General features: G+C 59.9%; 11 protein-coding genes. 6 read left to right on the top strand and 5 right to left on the bottom strand.

Translation table 11 applies throughout. The features are described 5' to 3' along the window. Positions 1 to 21: 21 nt before the first annotated feature. From FJ986_RS12750 to FJ986_RS12765, 4 genes are all read right to left on the bottom strand, one after another. Complete coding sequence (locus FJ986_RS12750; RefSeq protein WP_140499465.1) at positions 22 to 1,050, bottom strand: AI-2E family transporter; 1,029 nt, start codon at positions 1,048 to 1,050, stop codon at positions 22 to 24. 147 nt (positions 1,051 to 1,197) lie between these two features. Continuing rightward, entirely contained in the window at positions 1,198 to 1,512 is a 315-nt protein-coding gene (locus FJ986_RS31160; protein WP_348640446.1) for a YMGG-like glycine zipper-containing protein, read from the bottom strand. Between the two features lie 197 nt (positions 1,513 to 1,709). Further along, positions 1,710 to 2,954 carry an arginine deiminase gene (gene arcA, locus FJ986_RS12760; RefSeq protein ID WP_140556220.1) on the bottom strand — a complete coding sequence of 415 codons (1,245 nt, stop codon included), beginning with the start codon at positions 2,952 to 2,954 and terminating at the stop codon, positions 1,710 to 1,712. Positions 2,955 to 2,972: 18 nt separating this feature from the next. Next, complete coding sequence (locus tag FJ986_RS12765; protein WP_140674434.1) at positions 2,973 to 4,406, bottom strand: basic amino acid/polyamine antiporter; 1,434 nt, start codon at positions 4,404 to 4,406, stop codon at positions 2,973 to 2,975. Between the two features lie 265 nt (positions 4,407 to 4,671). On the opposite strand from FJ986_RS12765, the gene FJ986_RS12770 reads away from it, so the two are divergent. Continuing rightward, complete coding sequence (locus tag FJ986_RS12770) at positions 4,672 to 6,102, top strand: basic amino acid/polyamine antiporter (RefSeq protein WP_140556218.1); 1,431 nt, start codon at positions 4,672 to 4,674, stop codon at positions 6,100 to 6,102. Here the strand turns inward: FJ986_RS12770 and FJ986_RS12775 are convergent. After that, positions 6,099 to 7,154, bottom strand: a complete 1,056-nt coding sequence (locus tag FJ986_RS12775) for a helix-turn-helix domain-containing protein (protein WP_140556217.1) — start codon at positions 7,152 to 7,154, stop codon at positions 6,099 to 6,101. The two genes, FJ986_RS12770 and FJ986_RS12775, sit on opposite strands and share 4 nt — an antisense overlap. A 471-nt stretch (positions 7,155 to 7,625) precedes the next feature. Here FJ986_RS12775 and FJ986_RS12780 point away from each other — a divergent pair, with 471 nt between their 5' ends. From FJ986_RS12780 to FJ986_RS12800, 5 genes are all read left to right on the top strand, one after another. Continuing rightward, a complete protein-coding gene (locus tag FJ986_RS12780) occupies positions 7,626 to 8,819 on the top strand; it encodes a succinylglutamate desuccinylase/aspartoacylase family protein (protein ID WP_140674487.1) in 1,194 nt (397 codons plus the stop codon). A gap of 79 nt (positions 8,820 to 8,898) precedes the next feature. Further along, positions 8,899 to 10,341 carry an amidohydrolase family protein gene (locus FJ986_RS12785; protein ID WP_140521318.1) on the top strand — a complete coding sequence of 481 codons (1,443 nt, stop codon included), beginning with the start codon at positions 8,899 to 8,901 and terminating at the stop codon, positions 10,339 to 10,341. A 266-nt stretch (positions 10,342 to 10,607) separates the two neighbouring features. Further along, positions 10,608 to 11,189 carry an HdeD family acid-resistance protein gene (locus tag FJ986_RS12790; protein WP_140674436.1) on the top strand — a complete coding sequence of 194 codons (582 nt, stop codon included), beginning with the start codon at positions 10,608 to 10,610 and terminating at the stop codon, positions 11,187 to 11,189. A 15-nt stretch (positions 11,190 to 11,204) separates the two neighbouring features. Beyond that, a complete protein-coding gene (locus FJ986_RS12795) occupies positions 11,205 to 12,338 on the top strand; it encodes an efflux RND transporter periplasmic adaptor subunit (protein ID WP_140556215.1) in 1,134 nt (377 codons plus the stop codon). Beyond that, positions 12,335 to 15,496 (top strand): efflux RND transporter permease subunit, encoded by a 3,162-nt coding sequence (locus tag FJ986_RS12800; protein WP_140674438.1) that lies wholly within the window; start codon positions 12,335 to 12,337, stop codon positions 15,494 to 15,496. Before FJ986_RS12795 ends, FJ986_RS12800 begins: the two co-directional genes overlap by 4 nt. Positions 15,497 to 15,687: the final 191 nt, after the last annotated feature.

The following is a 15,687-nucleotide window of genomic DNA, read 5'->3' on the forward strand; positions in this document are numbered from 1 at the left end:
AATCGAATTTCCTGGCGGCAATCACGCGTTCCGCCGATCGGCGGACCCAAGCAACTGAGCGATCCAAAGGGTCGCCGGCGATTGCGAGCAAAAAGTAACCAGCGCGATGGTGATGGGCACACCTATGAACGCGCCGAACACACCCCAAAGAAACGACCAGAAGAAGACCGAAAACAGCACCACAAAAGGCGACATCGCCAACACGTAACCGGCAACCCGCGGTTCTATGTAGCTGCCGATGACGAACTGAATGATGTTGAGGCCGGCAAAAATCGAGACGGCGGCCTGTGGCGATCCGAACTGCGCGAGCGCGTAAAGCGTCGGCAAGAATGTCGCGACGAACGGCCCGATAAACGGAATATAGTTCAAGGTGAAGGCGATAACGCCCCACTCGGCGGCAAACCGCAGTCCGAAAGCCGCCGAAAGCGCGCACACCATCGAACCGGTCGCAAGGCTCATCAATGTCCGAACCAGCATGTAACGTCGCCATTTCGATGCTGTCTGACTGCTGCCATTGATCAGTGCGGCCGCCGCCTGGGCGCTCAGCGCTACACGAGCATTGCGAGCCGCCGCTTCAGCGTCGAGAAGACCCAGAAGCACGTAAACGACGACAACGATCCAGAACGAGATCACGGTATTCAGCCTTGCGGTCACGCCTTGAGCTATCCGCACGAACCAGCCGACATTGAAATGCTCGGCCCAGGCGCCGGCCATCACGACACCGTGCCCTTCCAACCACTCGGCGAGTTGACTGTAGAGTCCTTGAAAGCGGGCGCTGTCGGCGAGGACCGATCGGCCAATGCGGCCAAAACCCCAACTGGCGATCGATGCAAAGGCGAAGAATGCCAGGACGACGACACAGACGACTATCGCCAGTGCGATCAGCTTTGGAAGAAGCCGCTGCAGGTTGCGCTGCAATGGCCACACCAGCGCGATGAGGAAAAGAGCGCACACGACTGGCGCGAAAATTGAGGCAGCGGCCTGCAGCGCCCATATGACGGCGATAACCGCCAGAATATACGTAGGCGCAAAGAGCGTTCGCTTCGCCATGGTATAGTCTGTTCCCGGCCGGCTGGATGACGTTACAGACAACTCCGAAATTGGTCCGGAAGCTTGCTCAGCGCCCAGACCAATGTTCATCGATATCGCTTAACCAGCTCGATTCGTGCTGAATAAAGCTGATCTTACGCATCGCGCCTAGCACCGTTTTGTGATGGGTCGACCCTGACGATCGCGAACCGTGTGACCCCAGCGATCACGAACCCAGCATTCGCGATGATGCGCGCGCGGTGCCGTCGCAGCGCCGACCACAGCCCCTGTGCCGCCACCGACCGCCGCGCCTACAAGGGCACCTCGACTGCCGTTTGCAAGGCCGCCGATGACCGCACCCGTTCCGGCTCCTGCCAACGCCGTGCCTGCTGTTCGCTGTTCCGTGGCAGTACAACCCGCGGCCATCAGAGCCAAAGCAGAAACGAATATAATACTTCTCATGGTTTCATCTCCTGGGTACATTTACATCCGCTCGCCAACAACGAGCATTCCGTCCAACAATGTGCCGATTGTTCCTATAGGATTGGGAGCGACTCCAACGCTCTATGAGCAATTCTGGGGTAGACGGTCTTTATGTGCTGGAGGCCGTCCGACAGGTATGGCCTTCAGACTATTTGGGGGCCGACCGGCCGCCTGTATCGAGCCCGGCCGGATTGCTATCAATAGTCGACCGCATCGCGAATGATGGGACAGGTCATGCAATGACCCCCGCCTCGGCCGCGGCCGAGCTCCGCGCCTGAGATAGTGATGACCTCTATGCCTTCCTTGCGCAGCAGCGTATTTGTGTATGTGTTGCGATCGTAGGCAAAAACGACACCAGGCGAGGCGCAAACCAGGTTGGCGCCGCTGTCCCACTGGGTGCGCTCGCGCATGTAGTCGTTGCCGCCGGTTTCAACGACGCGCATCTTCTTGAGACCAAGCGAGTCACGCACCGTCTCAACGAAACTGCCTTTGTCCTTGTGGAGTTCGACGCCCCCCTTGCCGTCAGGGCGATAGGAGAATGCGTCAATGCCGTTGACGATGTCCGGATACATCAGCACGCAGTCACGATCGGCAAACGTGAATACCGTGTCGAGATGCATCGCCGCGCGCAGCTTAGGCATTGCGGCGACGATCACACGTTCGGCAGCTCGTTTCTCAAACAGGGCCGCCGCCACTTGGCTGATAGCCTGGCGCGAAGTGCGCTCGCTCATGCCGATAAGCACATTGCCCTTGCCGATAGGCATCACGTCCCCACCCTCGAATGTGGCAAGCCCCCAATCCCTGGTCGGGTCACCCCACCAGACATTGACCTTGCCGGCGAAGTCCGGGTGGAACTTGTATATCGACGTGGTGAGGATGGTCTCCTCGTGGCGCGCAGGCCAATAAAGGGCGTTCAGCGTCACGCCGCCATAGATCCAGCAGGTGGTGTCCCGGGTGTAGAGCGTGTTGGGCAAAGGCGGCAGCAGATATTCGTTGACGCCGGCCGCGTCACGGATCAGCGCCAGTTGTTCGCCGCCGATGCTTTCCGGGAATTCGAAGGTCGACAGCCCGCCGATCAGTGTTTCAGCGAGGTCGCGATTAGAGAGGCCGTCGAGATAGGAGCGGACCTCGTCGATGAGGCCGAGGCCGACCTGGTTCGGTACGATCTGTTGGTCGAGGATCCACTTCTTGGCTTCCGGAATGGCGACCGTCTCGGCGAGCAGATTGTGCATCTCGACCACCTCGACGCCCCTGTCGCGCATCTTGGTCATGAAGTCGAAATGATCGCGCTTGGCATTGTCTACCCAGAGCACGTCGTCGAAGAGGAGTGCGTCACAATTGCTGGGTGTCAGCCGCTGGTGGGCACGGCCGGGAGCGCACACCATGACCTTGCGCAACTGACCAACCTCTGAATGAACGCCGAATGAAGTATTGTTTGTCATGACCTTCCTTCTTTCTGTTCAAGGTGCGATGGCGCCCGTCAGCAGCCCGTAGGCTCCGATCAGGCCAGCGATGAGCGTGACGGCGAACACGAAGAGTTCGGCGAGCGTGAACAGCTGCAATTTCTGCTCGCGCCGCGCCCAGACGTAGAGGATAGTTCCGGGCGCGAAGAGGACGGCAACAAGCAGCACGTATTTGAGCCCGGCGGCGACGAACATGAAGACCGTGTAAATCGCCGCGATCCAGGCGAAGATCTGGTCGCGGCCGCGCTGATCCGGCGTCTTTTCATAGCCAACGCCGCTACGAGCGAGCAGGATGCCGTAGCCAGCCACGAGCAGGTAGGGCAGCAACGCGGTGACGCTCGTCATGTCGAGCATGAAGTTGAACGCGTCCCGCGACCAGTAGGTGGAGATCACGAAGAGCGATACGACGATGTTGGTGAGCCAGAGTGCATTAGCGGGAACCTTGTTGCCATTCTGCGCTGCGAAGAGCCTTGGCATGTCCTCCGACTTCGCCGCCGCGAACAGCACCTCGGCGCAGATTAGGGACCAGGCGAGATAGGCGCCGAGCACCGAGATCAGAACGCCGATCGAGATGAAGACCGCACCCAAGTGACCGACGACCGCTTCGAGAACGCCGGCCATCGACGGCTGCTGGACACCGGCGACAGCCGATTGCGGCAGAGCCGCGTAGGGCAGCAGCGTGACCGCTACCATCAGGCCTGTGACGCCGACGAAACCGAGAATCGTCGCCGTACCGACGTCGGAACGCACCTTGGCAAAGCGGGAATAGACGCTGGCGCCCTCGATGCCGAGGAAGACGAAGACCGTGATCAGCATTGTGTCGCGCACCTGGGCGATCAGGGACTTCGGCGGCATGTCCAAGCCGCCGAAGAAATTCTCGCGGAACTGCCCGAAATGAAAGAAGAAGATCAGGAGCAGGATGAAGACCAGGATCGGCACGATCTTGGCAATCGTCACGACAGTATTGATGAAGGTCGCCTGCTCGACGCCGCGCAGGATCATGAAGTGGAAAGCCCAGATGCCGATCAACGAGACGATGATGGCGATGGCGCTGCTGCCGTCCCCAAAGATCCCGGGAAAGAACCGCCCCAGCGTCGAGCCGATGAGCACCCAATAGAAGACGTTGCCCAGGCAACTACCGAGCCAGTAGCCGAAGGCGGAAAGGAAGCCCATGTAGTTGCCGAAGCCGGCCTTGGCATAGGCGAAGACGCCTGAGTCGATGTCTGGCCTCTTCTCGGCCAACGCCTGGAACACCCGCGCCAGCATGTACATGCCGGTTCCCGCAATTGCCCAGGCGATGATTGCGCCGAACGGACCTGTCGCAGTCGCGAACCGGCCAGGCAGATTGAAGATGCCCGCGCCGACCATCGATCCCACAACCATGCTGGTCAGCGCAAACAGCGAAAGCTTCTGATTTTCGTTTGAAGTCATAAACCGCTCTCCTGGCTGGGCGAACCAGAGTTCGCGATCAGACGCCTCGCCGACACGTCTCGGTCCAGCAAGGTTATGTCTGATCAGAAGCAGTAAATTCGAATATCGGCAACCGGTTAAACGAGCCAAGGCAAAGGTTTTGGACGTCAGGTATACTAGTGGGATTTTATGCCAATCACGTGGGCGCCAGATTCGAGATAGGTTGCAGGCGTAACAATGAGGCCGCTGGACCGCCGTCCGCTAAGGAATTGTTGATCCAAATTCAATGAACTCGACCGTTCAGCAAAAATTCTCGATATGGACCCTGACGGCTATGGTCGTCGGTTCGATGGTCGGCGCGGGCATCTTCTCTTTGCCGCAGGCTTTTGGTCGCGAGACCGGTCCGTTCGGGGCCATGATCGCTTGGGCCATCGCTGGCGTCGGAATGCTGATGTTGGCCTTCGTCTTCCAGACCTTGTCGGTTCGCAAGCCGGACCTCGATGCGGGCGTGTATGCCTATGCCAAGGCCGGCTTTGGCAACTATCTCGGCTTCCTCTCGGCCCTCGGTTACTGGTCTGCCGCCGTTCTCGGCAACGTTTCCTATTTCGTGCTGATAAAGTCGACGCTGGGGCTTTTCTTTCCTGTGTTCGGCGATGGCAATACCATCACGGCGATCGTCATTTCCTCGATGCTTCTGTGGATCGTACATTCGCTGATCCTGCGGGGCGTCAAGGAAGCGGCGGCGATCAACACCATTGTCACTTACGCCAAGATCATTCCGATCTTTCTCTTTATCATCTTCGTTATCTACGGCTTCAGCGCCGATGTCTTCACGGCCAATTTCTGGGGCGGGGAAGAAGTCAGCGTTGGCAGCATCGCGAGCCAGGTTCGCGGGACCATGTTGGTGACCGTATTCGTCTTTGTCGGAATCGAAGGCGCGAGCGTCTATTCGCGTTACGCACGCAACCGCGGGGATGTCGGGGTCGCGACGCTCCTTGGTTTTCTCGGCGTGCTCTGTCTGCTTGTGCTGGTCACCATTCCCTCCTACGGGATCATGCTTCGTCCTGAACTGACAGCGCTGCGCAATCCCTCCATGGCCGGCGTATTGGAAGCGGTGGTCGGGCCATGGGGCGCCAAGTTCGTCAGCTTCGGCCTGCTGATCTCCGTTGCCGGTGCCTATCTGTCCTGGGTGCTGCTGGCCGCTGAAATCCTGTTCACCGCATCACATCACCAGACCATGCCGCGTTTTCTTGCGTATAAAAACAAGCATGGCGTGCCGTCGCGGGCGCTCTGGCTGACCAATACGGTCGTGCAGGTTTTTCTGGTCCTGACGCTCTTTGCTCAACAGGCCTTCAGGCTCGCTCTCGAGCTGACCAGTTCCATGATCCTCATCCCATATCTTCTTGTCGCCGCTTACGGGGTCAAGCTCGCATGGGGCGGCGAGAGCTACGAGAACGACCCCGTAGCGCGGCGTGTCGACTTCGCAAGGGCGGCGATAGCATTGATCTATACGGCCGGTCTCATCTACGCCGCCAGCGCCAAGCACCTGCTGCTCTCGGCCGTCATCTACGGACCGGGCACGATCCTCTTCGTCATGGCTCGGAAGGAGCGGGGGCAGAGGGTGTTTACTCCCGCCGAGATGGGGATGTTCGTCGTCGCCGCACTTGGCGCGGTCGCGGCAATCTACGGCATCCTTGCCGGCGCCATCGCAGTCTAGGGCCCAAAGCTGTTTCGCAGCAGAAGACCACTCAGCGTGTGCGCCCTGCTGTCAGGCTGGCTGATCTGCTGCGAGCTCGTGGCTTGGGCGCCTTGCCAGCCTTCCACGCGTGCCTCCTTTGGCGTAATGCCGAATTCCTTCCTGAACATCCGGCTATACGCCGATGGATCCGTGAAGCCCCAATCCCCGGCAATGGCGGAGATCGGGCGCCCATCCAAGCTGTTGGAAAGTATATCGCGTGTCTTGAGCAGGCGTTTGTGGCGAATATAATTCGAAACACCTCCGGCCGGTTCGAATATCCGGTAGAGGCGAGAGCGGGACACACCGAGTTCGCGGCAAAGCCTGTCGGATGCCAAGGACTGATCATTCAAACTTTGTGCAATGATTTTGGCAGCGCGCTCGGCGATCACGGCGTCGATCACACGCTTCGCCTCGGTGATGCGGTCATGTGATGGCGACACGCACGCAGCCAGCAGATTGGTGGTGGCAGTGGCAATGTGCGACACATCCACGGCCCTCAGATCGGAAAAGGAACGGTGCAGCAGAAGCATGTAGTCTGCCAGGAGTCTTTTCGACTCCTCACGTATTTCAATCCTGGACGATTGGATGAAAGGCAGGTCGCGTGGCAGGAAAACGGCAAGGAGGGCGTCGTTCTCCATCACGCATTCGTAGGGCTCTGCAAAAGATTGCAGGGTCGTTCTCACGACCTGCCAACTTCCAGGAAGCCTGCCCTTGGACAAGGGCAGGCTCAAATACCAATTGTCCACCGAAGGGTTTTTCAAATGCCGCCAGCGACAGCGGTAGCCACTGCCAGGCAATTCGAGGAACATGACAGCCAACGTTCCCAGATCCCACACTGTTTCATGTGCTGGAAACGAATGGCTCCGTTCTTGCATAAGTTCAGTGTCGGCAACGCCTTGATACCAGGTTCGAAACAGGTCGAATTGCTTAGCAGGTGGTGCCGTGGAGGTATCGATGTCGACGGCGCATTGCAGGGACTTCTCGGCACCTGCTCCTCCAGATAGCCCGGCGGCATGAACCATAGCATCCATAGCAACTATCCGTCTTTGTTGGTGCAACACGGGTTATTGCAAGAACATTAGTTCATTCTAATATATACAACTCCGGCAAGCAATGTTGAAGGTGGATGTAATACCCTGTCTACTACCAGCATAGAAGCATGTTAATCAATCGTTAACATGCCATCTGGCCCATTTGAGGTATCCACCAGGAATTCGTGAACTGGGCTTAATTGTACCCGACGGAAGTTGTGGAGGTGGCTGCGTGATATCCGAGGCTTATCAGACCGGTTGTGGTGGCTCTCAACTCAGTATGCAAGGCATCCCAATCATAGACCACCAGTCCATTTTTCTTGTTGGAGGCTGTACTCCCTGAAATGTCTTGTGGGACTAATGCCCGGATACCACGCGCACAACGGGAATCGGTAAGGACGATCTAGCCGCCCTCGCAGGCGTCACCGCGAGATCTGCAGCATGATCCTCATCGGCAGGGACCACACAGCCATGGCGCATGAAACCAGCGAGGGCCTCGGACGTCGCGACTTCATGATCGCATCGGTCGCTACCATCGGCGCTGCCGCTGCGCTCATGGCCGGGCCGGCGCAGGCGCAAACGGGCTCGGCACCTGCAAGCGCGTCTCCCGCAGGGACGTCGGGGACCGTCTATACCGGCGATGTCATCGACGGAAAGAAGGTCATCAGTTCGCTTGACATCTCGGATCTGAAACCAGGCAAGCACAGCTTTTATTTCCAGGGCGTACAGATGCCGACGGGCCAGCACTGGTACGTCTCGGTGATGGTCGCCAAGGGGGCAGCCCCAGGCAAACGACTGGGGCTGATGAGCGGCGTGCATGGCGATGAAATGAGCCCCATTCAAACCGTGCAATCCGTAATGCGTGAGCTCGATCCGGCCGCGATGTCGGGATCGGTGGTGGCGGTACTCGACATTTCGCGCCCCGCAATGGAAGGCATGGAACGGAGATGGCCGAATTCGGGGCGCGGGATCGACCTGATCGACATCAATCGGTTGTTCCCTGGCAACGAGGACGCTCCCGACGCGCCGACGCGCCACGCCGGCCTGATATTCAACCGGCTTCTGCGGTCAAACCTCGACTACGGGATCGATTTTCATACAGCCGCCACGGGCATGGACGCGACGGCGTTCCACCTTGCGCGCATGGATCTCCCCGAAGTGCGGGCGATGGCGGAACTCTATCCGGTCGATCAGATTTTCGACAACTTTGGCGAGCGAGGTCTTCTCGCCAATGCCCTCATCGATGCCGGCATTCCCGCCTTCACGCCCGAGATCGGCAAGCCGCGGATCTTCGATCACGACATGATCGCCCTGTTCGTCGAAGGAACGATGAACGTCATCAAGCACCACGGAATAATTTCAGGCCCTATCGGCAGAACCAGCAAGGATTCGAGCGTTTTCGTCGCGGACGGCATGTTTCCCGTCACCGCGACGCATGGCGGTTTCGTCGAATTGTTGGTCGAACTCAATGAGACCGTTCGGCCCGGACAGAAAGTTGCAGTCCAGAGGAACACCTTCGGCGAAATCGTCGCGGAATATTTCGTGCCTCTCGGCGGCGAAGTCGGCGCCAGGCGGACCGATGCAACAGCCGAGTCGGGGACTCCGATCGTATTCCTCATCTTTGACAGCGCCAATCCTGTCGGCGGCGATGTGTTGGTCGAGTAACGGGACCTGAAACGACAAGAACCGCGACACGAAGCGCCGTCCGGCAGGTGTCAGTGTCGCTCAACCGAAAGCAAAAGACATGCTGCGGCTAGGCTCGAAGTACGGTCACCTCGTTCACAGTTCCGGTTGCGGTTGTCTCAATCCCGATCTTCAACGAGTCTCTCGTCGTCTGGAGGCCTTTTCCAGGCGTAGTTTTCTCTCCGGTTTCGGGGCTGCCGCCATCGCCGGGGTGCTGACAAAGCCGTCCTTCGCGCAGACGGCCGCGCCCCCTTCCAAGATCCTGTTTCGCGAAGTCCGGCTATTCGACGGCAAGTCGGGTACGGTGAAGGACGGAGCGCAAATCCTGGTGGAGGGCGGCAGGATTTCCGGAATCGATATGACGAACGCCCCTCCCCCGGAGGACGCCACCGTCATCAAATGCCGCAATGGCGTTCTCATGCCAGGGCTCATCGACGCGCATTGGCATGCGATCTTCGCGGCGGTCCCGGTCAACATCCTGCTTAACGGCGACCCGGGGATTATCTTCGCAGCGTCCACCGCCGAGGCGGATCGCACGCTCAGTCGCGGCTTCACCACCATACGCGATCTGGGAGGTCCCTCCTTCTCCTTCAAGCAGGCTATCGACACCGGGCTGATCCCTGGCCCGCGCATCTATCCCTCCGGCGCGATGATCACGACCTCCGGGGGCCACGCCGATCTTCGCCTGCCAAGCGAGATTCCGCGCGACGGCGGCAAGCTCAGCAAAGGTGAACTCCTGGGGGGAGCGGCCATCGTCGACGATATCGGCGACCTGAAGATGCGGATCCGGGAGCAGCTTCTCCAAGGCGCGTCACAGATAAAGTTGGTGGGCGGCGGTGGCGTATCATCGCCCCGCAGTCCGCTGGACATCGTCACCTTCAGCGAAGAAGAGCTGCGGGCAGGCGTCGAGGTGGCACAGGATTGGAGCACCTACGTTACCGTGCACGCCTATACGTCTCGCGCGATACGACGCGCGCTGGCAGCTGGGGTGCAGTCGATCGAGCACGCGCATCTGATGGACGAGGACACGGCGGCGATGATCGCCGAGAAGGGCACATGGCTAAGCACCCAGCCCTTCCTGACGGCGGAGGACACCGGCCCGCTGACGGGACCTAGCGCCGACCGCGCCCAGGAGCTTTTCTCAGGGACGCCGAGGATATATGCCTTTGCTCGCAAGCATGGCATCAAGACGGCCTGGGGTTCCGACGTGCTGTTCTCGCCTGCGTTGGGTCCGCGCCAGAGCATGATGCTCACGCATTTGGCCAACTGGTACAAGAACGCCGAAGTCCTGCAGATGGCCACCTCCGGCAATGCCGAACTGCTCGCACTCTCCAATCTGCGCAACCCTTATCCGGGCAAGCTCGGCGTCATCGAAGAAGGAGCTTTCGCGGACCTCTTAGTCGTGGACGGCAACCCGCTCGACGACATCCGGCTGATCGAGGATCCGCATAAGAACTTCGTCGTCATCATGAAGGACGGCCGGCTTCACAAGAGCACCCTTTGAGAGTCAGCGGAAAACCGTATGCCGCCTTCACTTCCTAGCAATCAGTTAATCCGACACGGCCTCATGGTCCTGACGAAGCAAGGCCGCGAGAAAATCTCGACTAGGCAGTGGTCGTCATCGGGAAATCTCGCCGCGAGGCAACCAGACAGGCTCCTGACGCTCCGTCCGGCAGACTTCTTCCTGATACTTTCCATTGAGCGCTCTCGGCTCTCTTCTCTGCCCGCAGGGTGCGAGATCGATATTTAGAACCTGCATGGAACGGGGACATGCCAGAAAAATCGGATCACCCACCTGCAACGCCATATGAACGGGCCGAAATCGAGCAGGGCAAGTGGCGCAGGTTTCTGCTCTTTGGGCTCCTCCTGCTTGCGGGCGGCGTGTTTTCAGTCGCAGTTCCCAGCGTTTCCAATTTCGCATCCAACGTCGTGTTCGCCGTGGCCCTGATGGCAGTCGGCGTCATCAAGGTCATCCAATCGCTCTGGATCAAAAGTTGGGTGGGCTTCGTGTGGCAGGAACTGACCGGCTTCTTCGAGCTCATCGGCGGCATCATGATTTACTTTAATCCTATCAAAGCATCGGCCGCAATATCACTGTTCATAGCGTTTGTACTATTTGTCCACGGTGTTCTTCAATTAATCATCGCCGCTGAAGTCAGGAAAGTCGGCGGCTGGTATTGGTTCGCCGTTTCCGGAATCGCGGCCATATTCGCTGCTTTCTCCATACTGCTGAAGTGGCCGATCGTCAGAGAGATGCCGACTGGCTTGGTGGCCGGATTTTCCATGATGATTGCTGGACTGGCGTATCTCGTCATTGCCCTGAGCGTGCGCAGGACGAAGATTTTGTCTTGAGAGCAGGATCCGACGATGATGAAAAGCAATTTTGACTTTCGAGCCAGGGTCGTGGCGGCCGCATTGCTAGTCAGCGTGGGCGGCTTCGCGGGAGCGGCACGTGCGCAGACCGCGGCGACGGTGCCAGTGGTCGTGCAGAAGGTCCAGTCCGGTCCGGCAAACGCGCCGCTGACATACAACGCGCAGGTCGAGGCGATCGATGCGGTCGACATTCAGGCGCGCGCGTCCGGCCTGCTCAAGGAGATCAGGTTCTCCGAAGGCCAGCACGTGAAGGAGGGCGATCTGCTTTTCGAAATCGAGCCGGATCAACTGTCGGCGGCGGTAATGTCCGCACAGGCGCAGGTGGCCAGGACCGAAGCCACCCGCAACGCCGCGCGACAAAGCCTCTCACGCGCCAGGGACCTGCTCAGCCGCAGGACTATTTCTCAGGCCACGTTGGATGACGCGCAGGCTGCATTCGATGTCGCCGCGGCGGATGTTCAAAGCGCCAATGCAGCCCTCAATACGGCCGAACTCAATCTTTCCTATGCTCAGATCAGGTCTCCCATCAATGGCACCATCGGCCGCTCCCTGGCGACGCGCGGTAATCTCGTGGGGCCCGGCTCCGGATCATTGGCGCGCATCGTACAACTCGATCCTATCCGCGTCGCATTCTCGATCGCTGACAGCACTTTGGTCGACATCAGGCAGAAACTTGCCGGTGGCCAGAAGATCGATGCGAACAAATTCCACCTGAGTCTGTCTCTCGCCAACGGCACACAATTTGCTTTGCCGGGGCGGGTGCAGTTCATCGACAACGAGGTCAATCAGCAGACCGGTACCGTCGCTGTCCGCGCGCTGTTCCCCAACCCCGACCACATTTTGGCGCCTGGCCAGTTCGTCCGGCTAACAATCGTCGACGAAGAAGCCCGGAAATTGCCGATGGTGCCGATGGCGTCCGTTCTTCAGGACCGCCAGGGCAAGTTCGTCTTCGTGCTCAACGACAACAATACCGTGACCAGGCAGGCGATCACGACCGGTGCGCGCATCGACAATCGCTGGGCGGCGACGAGCGGATTGGAAGGCGGCGAAACGATCGTCGTCGAGGGCCTGCAACGCGTTTCCGATGGTCAGCAGGTCACCCCCCGCGAAGCGGAGGGTACGCAATGATCTCGGACCTCTTCATCAGCCGCACCCGGCTCGCGATCGTCGTCTCGATCATCATTTCGATCGCCGGCGGGATCGCGGTGTTTTCCCTTCCCATACAGCAGTATCCGCAGATCACCCCTCCAACGGTGACGGTGTCGGCCTCCTATCCGGGAGCAAGCGCGGAAGTCATCGCCGACGTGGTGGGCGGCCCGCTGGAGACGGCCATCAATGGCGTGGACCACATGATGTACATGTCGTCCACCAGCTCCAATGCCGGCCAATACACGCTATCGGTGACCTTCGAGGTCGGAACCGATCCCGAGACAGCACAGATCAACGTGCAGAACCGCGCTCAGCTGGCGATCTCGCGCCTGCCGGCAGCGGTCGCGCAGCAAGGTGTCTCCGTGCGTGCCCGCTCGCCGGATTTTATCCTCGGCATCGCTTTCTATTCGCCGGACGACAGCCTCGATGCGCTGGCGATCACTAATTTCATCACCACGACCGTCGCCGACACGATATCGCGCGTGCGGGGCGTCGGCGAGGCTTCGGTCGCCGGGGCTTCGGAATACTCGATGAGGGTGTGGCTCAACCCGCAGCGCATGGACGCGCTTAGCCTGACGCCCGACGATGTCTCGGCCGCCATCCAGCGGCAAAACATCCAGGCGACGCTCGGACAGGCCGGCGCCCCCCCGCAGGCGCAGGGCTCGGAGCTGCAATACACTCTGGTCGCGCAGGGGCGGCTGAGAAGCGTCGAGGAATTCGGGGACATCGTCGTGCGCACGGGCTCGGCGGGGGCCAAGGTCTACCTGCGCGATATCGCGCGGCTCGAGCTTGGCGCGCTAAGCTATGCTTCGAGCGCCAGCTTCGCCGGACACGCCTCGGCGATGATGCAGATCAACCAGTCGCCCGGCGCCAACGCCATCCAGACCACGGCGTCGGTCCGCGCCGAACTGGAGCGCCTCTCGTCACGCTTTCCCAAAGGCATGCAGTATCACATCGTCTACGACGCGACCCGCTTCGTGAATGCCAGCATCTCGCTGACGGCCAGAACCCTGCTTGAGGCGTTCCTGATCGTTCTCGCAGTCACCTACGTCTTCCTGCAGGATTGGCGCGCCATGTTCATCTCGGCGCTTGCCATCCCGGTTTCCATGCTCGGCGCCTTGGCGGTGCTGTTTGCCGCCGGCTATTCGCTGAACATGATTTCTCTTTTGGCGCTGGTGCTGGCGATCGGCCTGGTGGTGGACGATGCCATCCTTGTCGTCGAGAACGTCAAGCATGTGCTGGAGGATACCCCTGACATCGCGGTCGCCGACGCCACGCGCAAGGCGATGCACCAGATCACTGGGCCGATCATTTCCACGACCTTGGTGCTGCTTGCCGTGGTGACGCCGACTGCGTTTCTCGGCGGCATAGGCGGCCAGCTCTACCGGCAGTTCGCCGTGACGCTGTCTTCGGCCCTGGTGATTTCCTCCTTTGTCGGATTGACCCTGAGCCCGGCGCTGGCCGCACTGCTTTTGCGGCGCGATGTGGGCCATTTCAAGCGTGGCCCGCTGGCCTGGTTCACGGCATTCATGAACAAGACGCGTGACGGCTATGGACGCCTCGTCGGGTTTCTGGTGCGGCATTGGTACGTGCCGATGGCGGGATTGCTTGCCTGTTTTGCCGCCGCCTATCTGATCTTCACCGGGCTACCGTCGACTTTCCTGCCCGACGAGGACCAAGGCGCGTTGTTCGTCGACATCCAGTTGCCCAATGCCGCTTCGCTCGACCGCACGAAAGCCATCGTGGAGGACGTGCGCAAGATTCTGACCGACACCGGAGGCGTGCAAGACGTCATCACGGTTGCGGGGTTCAGCATCCTTCAGTCGACGAGTTCGCCGAGCGGCGCAATGGCGGTCGCGGCGCTGAAGCCCTGGGACGAGCGCAGGTCCAGCGAACTGCAGCTCGCCGGCATCCTGCAGGCGCTGCGGATGAAGTTCTCCCAAATTCCGGGCGCGAACGTCGCCGTGTTCGCGCCGCCGGCGATTGCCGGCATCGGCTCGGTCGGTGGCCTGGACTTCCGCCTGCAAGCGCTTGAAGGACAGCCGCCACAAGAGATCGCGCAGGTCGTCGGCGCCCTGCTTGGCGCCTTCAATCATCTGCCGGAGCTCGGCGGGGCCGCCACCACCTTCAGCGCCAATGTCCCGCAGGTCTATGTCGAAGTCGACAGAACGCGCGCCGAAGCGCTTGGGGTAAGCGTGTCGGACGTCTATTCCACCATCGGCGCGGCCTTCGGATCGCGCTACGTAAATGATTTTACGCTCAATGGCCGCGTGTTCCAGGTCAATCTGCAGGCCGATGCCGATTTCCGTGCCCATGCGGAAGACATCTTGAACCTGCATGTGCGTAGCCGGAACGGCACCATGGTGCCCTTGAACAATCTGGCGTCGTTGACGACGATCCTGTCGCCATTCGCCATCCAGCGTTACAATCTCTCGGTCGCCGCTCCCATAAACGCCATTACCGCACCTGGAAGCAGCAGCGGCGGCGCCATGGACGCGATGGAGAAGACAGTGGCCCAGCTGTTGCCGAATGGCTATGGCTTCGAGTGGTCAGGCCTGTCGTTTCAAGAGCGCCGCGGCAGTGGCCAGGAGGGGCTGGTCTTTGCGCTGGCGTTCCTCTTTGCCTATCTCTTCCTTGTCGCCCAATACGAGAGCTGGTCGCTTCCGTTGATCGTCATCCTTTCGCTCGGAGCGGCTCTCTTCGGCGCCATAGCGGCATTGAAGGTCTTCGGGTTGCAGAACAGCCTCTACGTGCAGATCGCCATCGTGCTGCTGATCGGGCTGGCGGCGAAGAATGCCATCCTGATCGTGGAATTCGCCAAGGAGCGGCGCGATGAGGGACTAAGCATAATGAAGGCGGCGCGGATCGGGGCCGAGCAGCGCTTCCGGGCCGTCATGATGACCGCGGTTTCCTTCATCCTCGGGATCATTCCTCTTGTCGTGTCGACTGGTGCCGGTGCGGGCGCGCGGCGGGCTGTTGGCGTCACAATTTTCGGGGGCATGGCCGCGGCTACGACTATTGGCCTGTTGATCATCCCCTCCGTCTATTTTGTCGTCCAGAAAGCAACCGAGTATCTGTCGTCCCGGCGTCGGGGAGATCGTACGGAACGCCTCGATACGATCGAACCATCACATTGAGGTTCGTCCTCGCCAAAGGGCGGTCGAAATGGCCCGCGGCAACCATTTATATTCTTGGAATCTCAATTCTTGGCTTTGCGTCCATTTTTTCGCCGAACGGACTCCTTCTCCGAAACGCGACGATGGACTGAAGACCGGATGTAGGTACATTCGGCGCAATATTTGGCGAAGTTGCCCCCAGAGGCCGGTTT

This window comes from Mesorhizobium sp. B1-1-1, assembly GCF_006442955.1.
GTDB lineage: Bacteria > Pseudomonadota > Alphaproteobacteria > Rhizobiales > Rhizobiaceae > Mesorhizobium.

What these genes read in the sequence shown, in the direction of transcription:
- FJ986_RS12750 (WP_140499465.1), bottom strand. Translation starts at nt 1,050, where the DNA reads ATGGCGAAGCGAACGCTCTTTGCGCCTACGTATATTCTGGCGGTTATC.
- FJ986_RS31160 (WP_348640446.1), bottom strand. Translation starts at nt 1,512, where the DNA reads ATGTACCCAGGAGATGAAACCATGAGAAGTATTATATTCGTTTCTGCT.
- arcA (WP_140556220.1), bottom strand. Translation starts at nt 2,954, where the DNA reads ATGACAAACAATACTTCATTCGGCGTTCATTCAGAGGTTGGTCAGTTG.
- FJ986_RS12765 (WP_140674434.1), bottom strand. Translation starts at nt 4,406, where the DNA reads ATGACTTCAAACGAAAATCAGAAGCTTTCGCTGTTTGCGCTGACCAGC.
- FJ986_RS12770 (WP_140556218.1), top strand. Translation starts at nt 4,672, where the DNA reads ATGAACTCGACCGTTCAGCAAAAATTCTCGATATGGACCCTGACGGCT.
- FJ986_RS12775 (WP_140556217.1), bottom strand. Translation starts at nt 7,154, where the DNA reads ATGGATGCTATGGTTCATGCCGCCGGGCTATCTGGAGGAGCAGGTGCC.
- FJ986_RS12780 (WP_140674487.1), top strand. Translation starts at nt 7,626, where the DNA reads ATGGCGCATGAAACCAGCGAGGGCCTCGGACGTCGCGACTTCATGATC.
- FJ986_RS12785 (WP_140521318.1), top strand. Translation starts at nt 8,899, where the DNA reads ATGCTGCGGCTAGGCTCGAAGTACGGTCACCTCGTTCACAGTTCCGGT.
- FJ986_RS12790 (WP_140674436.1), top strand. Translation starts at nt 10,608, where the DNA reads ATGCCAGAAAAATCGGATCACCCACCTGCAACGCCATATGAACGGGCC.
- FJ986_RS12795 (WP_140556215.1), top strand. Translation starts at nt 11,205, where the DNA reads ATGATGAAAAGCAATTTTGACTTTCGAGCCAGGGTCGTGGCGGCCGCA.
- FJ986_RS12800 (WP_140674438.1), top strand. Translation starts at nt 12,335, where the DNA reads ATGATCTCGGACCTCTTCATCAGCCGCACCCGGCTCGCGATCGTCGTC.